Annotated in this window: 16 protein-coding genes; 4 read left to right on the top strand and 12 right to left on the bottom strand. The window is 44.4% G+C overall.

From position 1 onward, the window contains the following. Positions 1 to 64: 64 nt before the first annotated feature. The 4 genes from rocF to MHI55_RS01910 all read right to left on the bottom strand — a co-directional run bounded on the left by rocF (position 65) and on the right by MHI55_RS01910 (position 3,883). Positions 65 to 1,030: an arginase gene (gene rocF, locus MHI55_RS01925; protein ID WP_315373301.1), complete on the bottom strand. Its 966-nt coding sequence runs from the start codon at positions 1,028 to 1,030 to the stop codon at positions 65 to 67. Beyond that, on the bottom strand, positions 1,020 to 2,240 hold the full coding sequence (locus tag MHI55_RS01920; protein ID WP_253505057.1) for an ornithine--oxo-acid transaminase: 1,221 nt from the start codon (positions 2,238 to 2,240) through the stop codon (positions 1,020 to 1,022). The genes rocF and MHI55_RS01920 overlap by 11 nt, the downstream gene beginning before the upstream one ends. A 141-nt stretch (positions 2,241 to 2,381) precedes the next feature. Then, complete coding sequence (locus MHI55_RS01915; RefSeq protein WP_340388543.1) at positions 2,382 to 3,038, bottom strand: amino acid ABC transporter permease; 657 nt, start codon at positions 3,036 to 3,038, stop codon at positions 2,382 to 2,384. Positions 3,039 to 3,061: 23 nt separating this feature from the next. Beyond that, the gene (locus tag MHI55_RS01910; protein ID WP_315371175.1) at positions 3,062 to 3,883 is read right to left on the bottom strand and encodes a transporter substrate-binding domain-containing protein; all 822 of its coding nucleotides are present in this window, start codon (positions 3,881 to 3,883) and stop codon (positions 3,062 to 3,064) included. 323 nt (positions 3,884 to 4,206) lie between these two features. On the opposite strand from MHI55_RS01910, the gene MHI55_RS01905 reads away from it, so the two are divergent. After that, positions 4,207 to 4,851: a GntR family transcriptional regulator gene (locus MHI55_RS01905; protein ID WP_340388541.1), complete on the top strand. Its 645-nt coding sequence runs from the start codon at positions 4,207 to 4,209 to the stop codon at positions 4,849 to 4,851. Positions 4,852 to 4,909: 58 nt separating this feature from the next. On the opposite strand, the gene MHI55_RS01900 is transcribed toward MHI55_RS01905, so the two are convergent. Beyond that, positions 4,910 to 5,644 carry a class I SAM-dependent methyltransferase gene (locus MHI55_RS01900; protein WP_340388539.1) on the bottom strand — a complete coding sequence of 245 codons (735 nt, stop codon included), beginning with the start codon at positions 5,642 to 5,644 and terminating at the stop codon, positions 4,910 to 4,912. A gap of 164 nt (positions 5,645 to 5,808) precedes the next feature. Here MHI55_RS01900 and MHI55_RS01895 point away from each other — a divergent pair, with 164 nt between their 5' ends. Continuing rightward, entirely contained in the window at positions 5,809 to 6,156 is a 348-nt protein-coding gene (locus tag MHI55_RS01895; protein ID WP_074093127.1) for a hypothetical protein, read from the top strand. A 247-nt stretch (positions 6,157 to 6,403) separates the two neighbouring features. Here the strand turns inward: MHI55_RS01895 and MHI55_RS01890 are convergent, their stop codons facing one another. The 4 genes from MHI55_RS01890 to MHI55_RS01875 all read right to left on the bottom strand — a co-directional run bounded on the left by MHI55_RS01890 (position 6,404) and on the right by MHI55_RS01875 (position 8,591). Further along, the gene (locus MHI55_RS01890) at positions 6,404 to 6,631 is read right to left on the bottom strand and encodes a cold-shock protein (RefSeq protein WP_017691121.1); all 228 of its coding nucleotides are present in this window, start codon (positions 6,629 to 6,631) and stop codon (positions 6,404 to 6,406) included. Between the two features lie 188 nt (positions 6,632 to 6,819). After that, the gene (locus MHI55_RS01885; RefSeq protein WP_024633772.1) at positions 6,820 to 7,020 is read right to left on the bottom strand and encodes a cold-shock protein; all 201 of its coding nucleotides are present in this window, start codon (positions 7,018 to 7,020) and stop codon (positions 6,820 to 6,822) included. Between the two features lie 395 nt (positions 7,021 to 7,415). Next, positions 7,416 to 7,652, bottom strand: coding sequence for a hypothetical protein (locus tag MHI55_RS01880; RefSeq protein WP_036607962.1), 237 nt, complete (start codon positions 7,650 to 7,652; stop codon positions 7,416 to 7,418). 150 nt (positions 7,653 to 7,802) lie between these two features. Beyond that, positions 7,803 to 8,591, bottom strand: a complete 789-nt coding sequence (locus MHI55_RS01875) for a CPBP family intramembrane glutamic endopeptidase (RefSeq protein ID WP_315371172.1) — start codon at positions 8,589 to 8,591, stop codon at positions 7,803 to 7,805. 304 nt (positions 8,592 to 8,895) lie between these two features. Here MHI55_RS01875 and MHI55_RS01870 point away from each other — a divergent pair, with 304 nt between their 5' ends. Further along, the gene (locus tag MHI55_RS01870) at positions 8,896 to 9,567 is read left to right on the top strand and encodes a phosphatase PAP2 family protein (RefSeq protein ID WP_315371171.1); all 672 of its coding nucleotides are present in this window, start codon (positions 8,896 to 8,898) and stop codon (positions 9,565 to 9,567) included. Between the two features lie 134 nt (positions 9,568 to 9,701). Here the strand turns inward: MHI55_RS01870 and MHI55_RS01865 are convergent, their stop codons facing one another. Then, positions 9,702 to 10,481: an AraC family transcriptional regulator gene (locus MHI55_RS01865; protein ID WP_036607966.1), complete on the bottom strand. Its 780-nt coding sequence runs from the start codon at positions 10,479 to 10,481 to the stop codon at positions 9,702 to 9,704. 112 nt (positions 10,482 to 10,593) lie between these two features. Between MHI55_RS01865 and pyk the strand changes: the two genes are divergently transcribed. Beyond that, the gene (gene pyk / locus MHI55_RS01860) at positions 10,594 to 12,009 is read left to right on the top strand and encodes a pyruvate kinase (RefSeq protein WP_036607968.1); all 1,416 of its coding nucleotides are present in this window, start codon (positions 10,594 to 10,596) and stop codon (positions 12,007 to 12,009) included. 140 nt (positions 12,010 to 12,149) lie between these two features. Here the strand turns inward: pyk and MHI55_RS01855 are convergent, their stop codons facing one another. Both MHI55_RS01855 and MHI55_RS01850 read right to left on the bottom strand, forming a co-directional pair. Beyond that, complete coding sequence (locus tag MHI55_RS01855) at positions 12,150 to 13,679, bottom strand: PAS domain-containing protein (protein ID WP_340031678.1); 1,530 nt, start codon at positions 13,677 to 13,679, stop codon at positions 12,150 to 12,152. A gap of 177 nt (positions 13,680 to 13,856) precedes the next feature. After that, positions 13,857 to 14,306, bottom strand: coding sequence for an SRPBCC family protein (locus tag MHI55_RS01850; RefSeq protein WP_017691129.1), 450 nt, complete (start codon positions 14,304 to 14,306; stop codon positions 13,857 to 13,859). Between the last annotated feature and the right edge of the window lie 205 nt (positions 14,307 to 14,511).

Raw genomic sequence — 14,511 nt, 5'->3', positions numbered from 1 at the left:
TATAATAACTAAGAAAGTATATTCCTTAGGCTCAGCCCACATACCCCACTTCACTTCTCAGCGCTTACAATATGCGCTTACCAAGTAACGAAGCGATCAGTTCCACACCAAGCCTTGCCGTATGTCTATTGTGATCAAACAATGGATTCACCTCAACCAGTTCCATCGACGTAACTTGATTTGTGGAAGCAAGTATCTCCAATGCATAATGTGCCTCTCGGTAATTCAGACCACCAGGTACTGGGGTGCCCACACCCGGAGCTTCCCGCGGATCCAGACAATCCATGTCGAAGCTGACATGAATACCATCTGTCCCTTTTCCCGCTGTAGCTATTGCTTCCTCAATAACTTGCTTTATTCCCATCCGGTCAATATCATGCATCGTAAATGCTCGGATTCCCATTCCCTTAATCTGCTCTTTCTCATACTCATCCAGATCACGCAGACCAATATAGACCAAGTTGGACGGATCAATAAACGCGCCTGCTCCAGCAATGTGCGACAGATTGAATGCAGTATGCCCCAAGGATGCAGCCACACTCATCCCATGCATATTACCGGACAAGCTGCGTTCTTCCGTATTCAAGTCTGCATGCGCATCAAACCAGATCACACCCAAATTCGAATAATGTGCTGTTAGCCCGGCAAAAGTACCAATCGCTACACTATGATCTCCCCCAAGCACAAGTGGAAAAGCCCCCTCCTCTACTGCACCTGATACTTCACTACACACCTTCTCACTGACCTGACGTACCTCATTTAAGTGTTTTACACGATTTCGCTCAATAGGGGCAGCAGGTTCAGAAGGACAATCTACCCGCACTTCTTTGGAAAGCACTAACCCCAGACTCGCAATCTCCCGCTTCAGTCCAGCTGTAATCAATTCATCAGGCCCCAACTCTGCTCCACCTCTTGCTCCACCAAGTCCAAAAGGAACCTTAATGATAGCAATATTACACCGCACAGATGTTTGACTTGTATTAATAGAAGTATCTTTTATTCCACCATGGACATCATCATCATTTTTCATGTAGGTCAGCTCCCTCATTGGTGATCAACACCTGCTCAATTCTCTCCAGTGCCCAGTCAATCTCGGACTCTTTAATCGTCAGTGGTGGGGCAAATCGAATGGTTGTCTCATGGGTTTCTTTACACAGCAGTCCAGTAGACATCAACCGCTCACAATAAGGGCGGGCTGGTTCATGCAGTTCAACACCAATAAATAAACCTTTCCCCCGAATATCCCGTATGGCTGAACTGCGAATATCTCGAAGTCTTTTCATAAAATAGTTCCCCAGACGCTCCGATCGCTCAGCAAGCTTCTCATCTTCAAGAACATCCAGAGCTGCTATAGCCACGGCGCAAGCGAGTGGGTTACCCCCAAACGTAGAACCATGAGACCCCGGCTCAAACAAATCAAGTATCTCCGCATCAGCAGCGATAGCCGAGATGGGCATGACTCCTCCCCCCAGCGCTTTTCCCATAATCCAGATGTCTGGTTCAACCCCTTCCCAGTCGGAGGCAAAACGGCGGCCTGTTCTGCCAAATCCGGTCTGGATCTCATCAGATACAGTCAACACCTGCTGGCTCTTACACAGAGCAAAAGCTTCTGCCAAATATCCATCAGGCGGGATAACGATTCCAGCTTCGCCCTGAATAGGCTCTACAAGAAAACCAGCCGTATTTGGTGTAATGGCCTGCTTCAGCGCTTCAATATCTCCATAGGGAATAATCCGGAATCCAGGTGTGAACGGCCCAAAATCTTTTTTATACTCCGCTGAAGAAGAAAAAGAGGTAACCGTCAGAGTTCTTCCATGAAAGTTACCAGAGCATACGATAATCTCGGCTTGATTTTCCGGTACACCTTTGCAACGATAAGCCCATCTACGTACCGCCTTCACCGCAGTCTCCACCGCTTCCGCTCCTGTATTCATGGCGAGAATCTTCGATTTCCCCGTGAATTGTGAGAGTTTCTGATAAAAAAGAGAAGCTGAGCTGCTGTGGAATGCCCGTGATGTCAGCGTAACCTGATCTGCCTGATCCTTGAGCGCCTGTATGATCACAGGATGTCTATGACCATGATTCAATGCAGAGTATGCACTTAACATATCCATATAACGGCGGCCTTCAGGGTCTTCCACCCATACCCCTTCCGCCTGTTCAATAACAATAGGGAGCGGATGATAATTAGGTGCAGCATAACGCTCCGACCAGTCAATTAACATTTTGGAATCTGACATACACACCCAACACCTTTCCAAAATATTGTATACAAAATACAATAACAATGTATGCGATGCCATGGCCATTTACGACTACATCTCTCTTTTTCCACTCCAGCCTACTCCAAGCCTTTCTCGAATCCAATCCTTTATCCATAGTTAGCGAGAAGTAGAAAGTCTACGTTCCAACCAAGAGAGTAAATTAGCCAGTGTAAATGTGATTATAAAATAGAGGCCGGCAGCAACAAGCAGCGGAGCAAGCGGCTGGAACGTAACACCCTGAATCGTTCTGGCCGTGTATATAATCTCGGCTATGCCGATCATGGAGACAAGCGAAGAATCTTTAATGATAATAATGAATTCATTACCGATGGCTGGAAGCATGTTACGAAAAGCCTGCGGCAGTATAATATAACGAAGTGTCATACCATTTGTCATACCAAGGGAGCGCGAAGCTTCGGTCTGTCCTTTATCAATCGCTTGAATCCCGGCCCTGAACACCTCCGCCATATAAGCCGAGCTATTCATCGTCAGAGCTACCACCCCCGACATAAATGCCGGCAAGTTCACACCTACAACCGTCAGACCATAATGAATAATAAGAATCTGTACGAGCATTGGCGTTCCTCGAATGAGTTCAATATACGCCGATGCCACAAATTTAATTGGCCATATTCGGGATATTCGTATTAGCGCCATGATTACACCCAGCAACGTACCAAACAATACACCGAAGAAGGAAAGTTCAAGCGTGACCCACGCACTTCGTGCATAATCCTGCCAATGTTCTAATAGAAAGGAAAAATCTAAATTCACGGCATATCCCTCACTCGTCCGGTTTATTCGCCGAGCATCTCATTCGCTTCAACGACGAACCGTTCAATATCTCCGTTCGTTTTGAGCTTTTCCAATGTAGTGTTGATCTGATCCAGCAGCTTCTGATTACCTTTCTTCACCGCGATGGCCGAACCACCCTCGTCTTCAGCCTGTTCAACCTCCACACCTGCAATAACAAGCCCCTCTTGGTTCTTCACATACTGTTCAGCCACCGGCTTCTCCAGGATGAGCGCGTCTACACGCCCCGTCTGCAACTCCAGAATCAGTTCAGGTATTTTGGCCAGAGAAGTGAGCTTTGCTCCCTCTATTTCCTGAGCAATACCTTCCTGAATGGAACTCTTTTGTACACCAACCTGCTTGCCTGATAGATCATTCACAGACTTTAATGCCGTACCTTCCCCATCTCTAACAAGTACAGCCTGCTCTGCATAATAGTAGATATCCGTAAAATCAACGTTCTTCTTTCGTTCCTCGGTAGGGGTTAAGCCTGATATTACAAAATCAACCTTATCTGTACCGAGGGCCATAAGAAGGCCATCAAAGTCCATGTCCTCAATCTTCAGCTCGGCTCCCAGATCAGCCGCAATTGCTTTGGCAATCTCGATGTCAAAACCTACAATGGTATCTTTACCATCAATTTTCTTATGAAATTCATAGGGTGCATAGTCCGCACTGGTTCCAAGTACAATGACTTCCTTTTCCGCAGAGCTACTGCCCGAAGACGAAGTAGCGTCTGATCCGGTTCCTGTCGTTTTTTCCTGCCCACATGCGGACATGAATACAACCACTAACAACAGCATCATTGGCAAAAGCACTTTTTTCACACATCATACCCCTATTCTTTTTTTTGAATGAGTAACATAATGGTTTGTATACAATATACATAAGACAATATATGGACTTATATGTAAGTAATACTAACAAACATTCTGGTTTATCACAATCATTATTTAAACATTTATACGCTTTAATTCCATAAAATGTGATATATATAACATAGAATTTACATCGGCTGAAACATGAAGTTTGCTTGCCCAACTTCCCCCTCGGTGTTAAGATGATAAAAACTTGAAACTCCTGAACGGCGCGTACAGTACGGCCCCACACCCATCTATTTATTCACTATACATAGAAAGGAGGATTCGGTATGGAGGTACCCAAATACCGGTCCTTGAAAGATCACGTATACGATTACATTGCCCAGAAGATTCAAGACGGGACGTTGCTTCCCAACCAGAAGATCAACGAGGCAGAAATATGCAAAAAGCTGGACATCAGTCGCACGCCTACTCGGGAGGCGCTTTTCCAGCTGGCTTCAGACAATCTGCTGCAATACATCCCACGCAGGGGATTTATTGTCACTCCTTTTGATGCAGGCAAAAAACTGGAATTCTCCCAAGCGATCGGTGTGCTGGAGGCACTTGCTGCCACACTTGCAACAGACCACCTCAGACCATCTGAACTTTTGGAGATGGAAACTCTGGTTGTTCGAATGGACGAAGATATCAGCCAGCTTGATCTTGCTGCCTACAACAAAAACCAATATCAGTTCCATAATCTGTACATTCAGCGATGTGGTAATGCAACAGTCATTGAGATGTTAAACACATTGAAGAACAGTTTCATCCGGCAATCTTATGTTAGCGATAATAAACCAAAGCTATCTAAGGTACTGCTCGAAGTCAATGAAGAGCACCGGCAAATTTTAAGTGCTTTTCGAGCCAAAGATAAGAACCAACTGGAAGCCCTGCTCAAACACCACTGGCGGATTATCGACAACGATATGCTGTAGTACGTGCTGTCGAAACAAACCAAAGGCAACCCACACGATTGTGTGAGTTGTCTTTTTCCTATTTTTCGTTTTTGTCCTCCAACGGTGCCCTAGCCGCAAAAACAGCATATCCCAACTTTTTGCCGTATTTCGCGAGCAAACGATCATTGGTAAGACTCATACGCTGCATACGTTCATCCTCAAACCAATTCATATCGATCTCGCGATGTGGATCATGATCAACGCTCCATTTTGCCATGGATCGCGAATGTTCTTTGACCTCTACCTTGGTGAAACCACACTGCTTGAGGCGTTTTCTCCATGCTGTGGCCGTTACCAGGGTTCGTATACCGTAAAATTGCTTTAATCTGCGACACATCAATTCGGTCTTCTGGCCTGATAGAACCATCTCCCGATCCACCAAAAGTCCACCAGGCTTCAACACTCTTCTATACTCAGCAAGTGCACTCCGCCATGGGGTGAAGATCGTGACCGACTCCACAAATACCACGTCAAAATGATTTTCCGGAAAAGGTAACGATGTTACATCAGCCTGAACAAATTGAACATCCACCCGTTCTCGTCTCGCTCGCCGAACTGCCTTATCCAGCATATTGCGATGAAGATCAATCGCCGTTACCCGATATCCGCCTTTAGCCAGATAACACGCAGTCCTCCCAGTACCGCACCCTATCTCAAGAATATGATTACTCACAGGCAGAGATAAGCCATCCAGCAACTTCAATGTTGCCAAAAATCCTCCAGGATGGGCACTTCCCTCCCCTAACCGAGCCAGCATGTCATGATAATCCACGCGACATCCCCTCCTCACTTCTCCCAGTGTATGGAGTAGACTCAAAAACGGCTCCTCCCCATTCGTTTTTCCGGGTACTCGTCCATACCAATTGCTCTTCTTTTTACTATGATATACAAACCGTTGAATTCAAGCGGCAACCGCATCTAATGAGGAGGATTTGCATGTACAGAATTAATCGGGTATGTGAAGAAACGGTTTCTCCGCACGTTGGACGTTCCGTTTGTCTCGTTATGAACGACGGTAAGCATATGTATGGTACGCTTAGTCAATGTCGTGATGGCAAAATTTATTTGAACGGGTGTTTCGAGGGACCACGGCTGTGTTCAGTCAAATCCAAACAGCAACTGGTAAAAAGCAGCAAGAAAAACGCTGTTGCAACAAAAAAAGTTAAATCTTCGGCCTACGGTCGATATGGTTACGGAGGATACGGTGGGGGTTACGGCTATGGAGCAGGAATCGATCTGGCTCTGGTAGCAACATTGTTTCTGCTGCCGTTCCTGTTCATCTAAATTCCAATCTGATCGTTGTAAAAATTGTAGTCATAACAAAGACCCTTTTTGCTTATAGCGAAAAGGGTCTTTATCTTTTTCATATGATTCACATCAATTACACTATATTTTTCTGTTGAAAAATGATACAAAAAAAGGCATTCGCCAAAACGAATGCCGGGAACTTCATATTTAATACCCTTACCTTCGCACAGGGTGTCTATTTGACCTTAAAAAAAAACACCTCGTTAGAGGCGGGTAAGCTATGTTAAATCCGATTTCCTTTAGGCATCGTTTTCAGATTACTATTCGAATTCTCAAGCAATGGTAGCATCCTAGTCGTGCTGACCATCTCAGAAGCACATATCGGACAAGTAGGTACGTTATCAAACGCAAAATTGTCCCGCATCCATCCTTTGCACGTATCACTCGTACATTCCCAGATTGCCGCATCAGCTTGTGGAATCTCTTCCAACGGTTTTTTGCGATTATACATGACTTCTACCCCCTTTGTTATGGAAAAACATCTAACCGACGTTATTTCACAGAAGACTACACTTAGCGGAAGTTTAACGTCCCACCGGACTCCTGCCTCGACAACTAATGGGCCGACTTTTATATAACTGATCAAAAAAAAGAAGCTGCCTTTACCATTATAACATGTTAAAGGCAGCTATGCTTTAATTACAGTTTTACAACTTCTTCTGCTTGAGGACCACGGTTTCCTTGTACAATTTTAAATTGCACGCGTTGACCTTCGTCCAGCGTTTTGAAGCCTTCGCCTGTAATAGCGCTGAAGTGTACGAATACATCTTCTCCGCCTTCAACTTCGATGAAACCGAAGCCTTTATCAGCGTTGAACCATTTTACTGTTCCGTTTTGCATGTGAATTACACCTCCAAATAAAGATTAACATGTTCCTTTGTTCTTTGCAGCAAGCAAATAAAAATTCACACATTGAAAAAGGTACCAGTCATAAACCTATAAGTGATCGCCCTTTACAATATATGAATTAGGTTTTCCACTCTCTACAACTTGTTTTTATTATAACTCCATTTCAGCCAAAAAGCAAATCTTTGTATTTTCTTTTCAAACAGCTTTGGAAATACATGTTATTAACACGCGTGGGGCCAGGGTTTATCACGCTTATGTGCCTGGTCGCTTGCGTACGGTCTTATGAAAGGATATGCAGATCTAATCCATCTTATACATTTTTTATATAATATTCTGACATGCATATCCAACACAACCAATGAATCATCTTACTCCAGTATAACACACTATGTCCATGCCCACATAAATGCATCCCGATCCCAGGCGATCTGCCCACGATGAAGCTTTCGGAAAGCCTTCTTCACTTCCTTGGACAATGATGTATTGCCGTTCTCGTTCACAAAAACAAACTCTTCGCCAAAATGGGTCTTCACATATTCTATGGCAGCTTCCTGATGAAGTGTTCCTGTGAATTTAATCTCCTGTACCATCCATTCCGCTACACCTTGTGCTGTCTTCTCCACTATATCACCTACTGTCTAAACCTAATGTACGGATAGGCAGACCTCGTATCATGAACATATCTGTCTTCCCGTCAGACTGAAGTATACCATGATCCAACTGCTGACGGGAAACTGTATGATAACTACTTTCAAGCAATACCCGCAATACCCTTAATGAACAACCGTATTCGCTTGCTCACTCCCTTTGGATGGAATGGACGAATTTGTTCGAATGCTCCACACTAACCATGCACAGTAAGCAATCAGTACTGCCAGTATAAACAGATCGTAAGGGAGTGTACCTGTGTCCTCCAGATCATTCCCTAGAAATTGAATCAGATTATGTATGAAATGAAACAATATAAGCGGTACGATATTTCCGTTCTTCAGCATCAATAACGCCAGTACAGCTCCCAGGAGCAGCGCATAGATCAATTGTATGATCGTATCCGTCATATCCTGACCAGACAATGCGTTCAATAGATGTGTAATGGAAAACAAGATGCTGGAGGTCACAACTGCGGCCACTGCACTTTTTTGAAGCAAGGTCTTGAAGATAAGCCCCCGATAGATCGTTTCCTCAACAAAAGCTACGAGCAAGGTAAAAAAGATGAAAAAGGCTACCCGTGACAAGCTCAGCTCCCCAAATCCTTTCAGGGCAAGTGTACCCAGTACAAGGAGTAGTGGAATATAATACTTTGCATGGCCAGCTGGGATACTTCGCAAAGATCGGAAGCCAGTCTCTCTCCACTTGCGCCTTAACGTCAGATAGATCATCAGAACAATGGCGATGGGTGTAAAGGAAATGAGTACAGGGGAAGTGTAGTCGAGTTGTTTTATCGTTGCAATGGCCCCTGCTGCAAATACGGCTAACAGGAGAAGCAGCTCAATAATCACAACGGTGAGTACAGGTTTCCGCTCGGAAAAGGAATGTTTTGGCTTGGCTTGCGGATTAATCATACATTTGCCTACCTCGTTTCATTTATGTTTTCCGTTGTCATAAGAACTTATATGCCAATATAGTTGTATCACATTATCCGTATATTGAATATTCCTATTATGGATAAAACTATAAAAGTAACAAAAAAGAGACTTATCCTGACTTCTTTTCCCCTAAAATCAGGTATGGCTTATACCTTTATCTGTCCATTATAGTATTACAAGAGTTCAAAGTTGCAGGGGTGTGGCGACTCTTCAGCGTCTTATATCTATGAAGTACCCATAACGATAGACTCACAATGCATAATGAAATCAGGGGGATACTATGAAAGCATTCTTTCAGCGCTGGGGGCATTTACTGGCTATTCTGTGCATACCGCTCCAAGGCTCCATTTACGTATTTCTAGGCAGCAACACCGGAAGTGATGTCTTCTACAATTATGCTTGGATTGACACACAGATTCCTTTTCTCAAAGAATTTATTTATCCGTACATTAGCTGGATGCCCATTCTGTATCTTGGATTTCTCTATTTGGGTCTGACGAACAAGTCGCTATTCTGGCGTACGTTGATTACCTATAATGTTGGTGTCATGGCTGCCAATGTCTGTTTTGCGGTGTTTCCTACCCATGTCCCGCGCCCGGAGATCGGCGGAACTGATCTGAGCAGCGTGTTAGTACAGTTTATCTATACCAATGATGCGCCCTTCAACTGTTTCCCAAGTGTTCACGTTCTGACCAGCTATTTGCTGTTTATTGTGATTAACAGACACTTGAACTTTAGGCCTTTGGCACGGATTTCTTGGTCGGTATGGCTGTGGTTGATCATTGCTTCAACGGTGTTTGTAAAACAGCATTCCTTGCTGGACATCGCTGGAGGCATTTTGTTTGCTGAGGCCGCGTATTGGACTGTACATGTCTTTGCTCTTCGTCTTGGGCAGGCACGAAAAAAAGGCAAGCAGCCACTCACAGCTTCTAACCCAAGCAGTCATGTATAACGACATTTATTGATGTAACAGGTGGGATGATGATCCTGCTATACAGCAAAAGAGGGCATAGGCCCTCTTTTTTTGTACTCATTTAATTAAACCTACTTATATAGAAGAACTTTATTTGGGTTGGACTACGCGTTTCACGCTATAGGTGGTCGTTCATGAAGAAGGTCAGACGGTGGACTTCCGGTTATACGTTTGAATATGCGGTAAAAATAAGACAGGTCCCGGTAGCCGAGAAATTCGGCAATTTCCTGGATGGAGAGTTGTGACTCAGTGAGCAGATATATGGCTCGTTTCATCCGTTGATCATGGACATATTGACTGATGGTCTGATTTGTCATGCTTTTGAATAATGCGGCAGCATAATTGGGAGTTTTATTGATCTCGTCCCCGAGTTCTTCCTTCGTCACTTTCTCCCGATAATGCCGCTCAATATATCGCTTCATCCGTTCAACATGATTATGCCTCTCCGGCGGGATAACTCCACGATCAAGCTCCCTGTTCATATAAATCAACACTTCCATCAATAAGGCTTGGCTCATCATGACATAATAAGACGGACGCTCCTGCCATTGTTGATAAATAGCGCTCATGCGTTGATGGATCAGTTCGTAACATCCAGGTTTATGCCGCAAAGCCTCATACCGTTCCAGTGCAGGCAGAGTTTCGGTATGGTCGCGTTGCAATTGAATTACAATCTGTGTGTGCGTTACTGTAGGAATACTCTTGCCGTAATATGGGGTACCACCTGGAATGAGGAGCAATTCCCCCTTTTCCATGATCTGTTTATCACCGTTCACCCAATATACACATTTTCCATAAGTAACCAAGCTAAGCCGCCAAGTTTCTTGAGATTGCACAGCTTCTTCGTACCAACCGACACCATTAATATGTCGTACTTCAAGTGGAGTGACCATAACACACCTCATTATCGGACTATACTCTAATCATTGTACTATAGTTCATACCCTGATTCGACAGAAAACGCTACAATACACATATAAGCTTAAATATGAGGAGGAAATTAGCATGTTAAAAACAAAAATTATTTGTACCATGGGACCTGCTTGTGACTCAATCGAATTGTTAAAAGTAATGATTCAGGAAGGTATGACCGTTGCCCGTCTGAACATGGCTCATGGCGAACTGGAAGATCACGTTACACGGATTAATAATATCCGCAAAGCAGCTTCCGAACTGAACACCTATATACCGATCATGATGGACATCAAAGGGCCGGAAGTACGTATCGGTAAACTGAAAGAAGCATCCTGCCATCTGCAAGCTGGTAAAGAGTTGATCCTGACTACCGAAGAAATTCTTGGTGACGCTGAGCGTATCTCGGTAAACTATCCGGAACTGAACCTCGTTGTGAAACCTGGCGATCGTATCCTCATCGATGATGGCCTTGTGGATCTGACTGTACTGTCTGTGGAAGGATCCGATATCCATTGTAAAATCATCAGTGGCGGCATTCTGAAACCACGCAAAGGGGTTAACTTGCCAGGAATCAAAACGACATTGCCAGGTGTAACCGAGCGTGACGTTATGCACATCGGATTTGGGATCGAAAACGATATCGAAATTATCGCAGCATCCTTTGTTCGTAAAGGTGATGACATCCGTGAAATCCGCAGCATTTTGAAAGAACGCGGTGTAGACCACGTTCAGATCATCTCCAAAATCGAAAACCAGGAAGGTATGACCAACCTGGACGATATTATTGAAGCATCTGACGGCATCATGGTAGCTCGTGGAGATCTCGGGGTTGAAGTTCCGATCGAAGACGTACCAATGATGCAAAAAGAAATGATCGATAAATGTAACCGCGCTGGTAAACCAGTTATCGTAGCTACACACATGCTGGAGTCCATGCAAGTGAACCCACGCCCTACTCGTTCCGAAGTTAGTGACGTGGCCAATGCTGTACTTCAAGGTGCTGACGTTGTGATGTTGTCCGGTGAATCAGCTGCTGGTAAATATCCGGTACAATCTGTGCGCACGATGGCTGCTGTTGCTCGCCGTGCTGAAACGATGATCGACTACAAAGAGCAATTCGCACAAAAATCGGCTCAACAGATCGCTGATATTACTGAAGTTATCAGTCAGGGCGCTGTAAGTTCTTCCCTCGTACTGAATGCAAAAGCAATCATCACTTCGACTGAGAGTGGATTCACAGCACGTATGATCTCCAAGTATCGTCCAAAAGCACCAATCATCGCAGTTACACAACATGAAGAAGTATTGGCGAAAATCTGCCTGCTCTCAGGTGTCATTCCGGTTATGGGCGACAAAGTAACGACAACGGATGAAATGTTCGAATCGGCTACGCGTAACGCAATCAAAACTGGTTACATTGAAAAAGGTGACATCATTGTATTGTCCGCTGGTGTTCCAATCGGTCAATCCGGTAATACAAACCTGATCAAAGTTCAACAAGTTTAATTCAATAGCTGAAACTGAAGCTATACATTTTAGCTATAAAATAGAAATACAAAAAACCACCGGGAGCAGAAATGCTTCCCGGTGGTTTTTTGTTGATGTTGTTGCCAATGATCGTTATGTTACAACAAACGGCTTCGAGATTATAGATTCCTCGAGTAATTAACCAGATCCTGTGACATGGTGTTGATCTCATCCATTGAAGCATTCACCTGTTGTGTCAGAGCAGCTTGATTTTGCGTTAACGTGGACATATTACCGATGTGCTCAAGAATCTGATCAATCAATGTTTTCATTTTCTGCATGCTATCTTCGATATTTACTGTGGCCTCCGAACTGTGATCAGCCAGTTTCCGCACTTCACCTGCAACGACGCCAAATCCCAGTCCCAGCTCTCCCGCTCGTGCAGCTTCAATGGCTGCATTCAACCCCAGCAGATTGGTCTGACTGGCAATCTCTCGAATAAACACGGTGATATTCTTCGTATCATCTGCACTGCTTTTCACTTGAATGGCCGCATCGGCGGATAACTCCTGTGCAGTAACCAGATCCTGTGCCTGATCGGTGATCGAGTTGATTCCACGTACCATCTCGCCAATGGACTCCGACAATTGTTTTGTTTTCAGATTCATGGCCTCCACGATCTGTTCCTTATTCTTCTCATGGGTAACATCTCGAATGGTTCCAGCTACACGGAGTGGTACTCCATCCTGATCCCGAATGGTCTCCCCACCCGCGTGATACCACCGATACTCCCCGTCTTTGCGCTGCAGACGATAATCCAGATCGTACGGCGTACGACCACTGTAATCGTTCATGTGTCTGGCAAATTCGTTGATCGTCCGATCATGGTCTTCCGGATGAAGTCGGCTGCTCCAGCTGCTGAACACATTCGGGAAATCCTGCTCGTCTTTAAACCCTAACTCTTTACGGAACTGGGGTGACCACCAAAATTCATTGTTTGGATTAACTACATCTCCAGCCACAACGGTCATATCCCACGGTGCCTCCACCAAGGCGCGGTTAACCAGATCATATCGGGTGACGAGTGCTTCCAGCTCATCAGACTTGCTCTTCTCCTCATGAATATCAAACATGATGCCCAGAAGTTTGACCGGAACTCCAGCCTGATTTCGGATGACTTGTCCAAGGCATCGGAACCAGCGAATTTCTCCACTTTTTGTAATCATACGGCTGATGACGTTATAGGCAGTTGTTGCTTTTGTGTCATTCACATGTTTCATAATCTCCTGCACCAGTTGGGGTCTGTCATCCGGATAGATCGATTTCGCCCAGCTTGCAAATGAATCGGGATAATCCTTGGCATTATGGAAGCCTAACATTTGGCGGAATTCATTCGAAAATGAAACGATATTATTGTTATCCAGTGGATCACCGGCAACAATTTCAGATTCCCATAATCCCACATTCATTGCCTGATTCAGCATTCTAAGGCGCATTTCCACGTCTTCGTTTTGAGCTTTCATCATATGTACTGCTTTTTTGATATTACTAGCTATTTCATCAGTATCCTGAAACTCAATGCCATCTTCGATCCATGTGTCATAGTTGCCCTTTTCTGCGTTTGCTACCAGTTTACGACTATACTCCAATAATTTCTGATGAGTATCTGTACGAAGGTGTTTGGTCGATTCAGTACGTTTACGAAACATGCTCATTTCTCCTCTTAGCTCATATGATATATATTTCGACATTATCAGACATTAAGTGTAGAGCAATGGTCTTAATTTTGTATAAAAACAAGAACCAGCGCTGAAACAGCACTGGTTCTTATATTAATTGCCTTTATTTTTTATGAAAATAAATCTTAAATGACTACCTCTTCCCAACTACCAGCCAAAATTCAGTGTTTTCCCCGTCTCCACCCAAGTTTTGATGCTGCTTAGAATCATCCACCAGCTGCTCTGTGCATTCGCAATGGAAGGATGGTTATCTGTAAATTGATCGTTGATCAGCGTCAGCTTCGTACACTCACCTACCGTTTCCAACTGGAAGACCACTCTGGATTGAAGCTCGGCATGATTCGCATGGTACGACGGTCCAGGATGCTCCTGATAACTAAGTCTGGACAACGGTTCAAATTCCAATATATCTCCATACACATGGACAGTCTCCGCACCATCATTGCCCGGTCCTACATAAGCAAACGGCTGACCTGGTTGGAAATTGGTGCGAAGTTCGCTGCCGAAAAAGCTGTTCCGAGTGCCGTCTGGTGATATTAAAGCATTCCACACCTCTTCCAGTCCTGCATTGATATAGAATTCATATTTCAGTTCCATGGACTCACTCCCTTTATGTATTGGATAAGCGATCTGCCAACCTCGCACTCCTATCCTATCGTTATACCCCAAAGGCCGTATTGTAAAAACGCGACAACAGGTAAAATATAAGCTCTTTATGTTTTCGGGAATGTAATACCATAATCCAAATGGATTGCGCCCATATAGTGCTTTCCCAGAAGATCAGATATACTAAACTGGAATG

Source organism: Paenibacillus sp. FSL E2-0151, assembly GCF_037993015.1.
GTDB classification, from domain to species: domain Bacteria; phylum Bacillota; class Bacilli; order Paenibacillales; family Paenibacillaceae; genus Paenibacillus; species Paenibacillus amylolyticus.
Note: the sequence above shows the minus strand (reverse complement) of the source record. Positions and strands in the feature narration are given on the sequence as shown.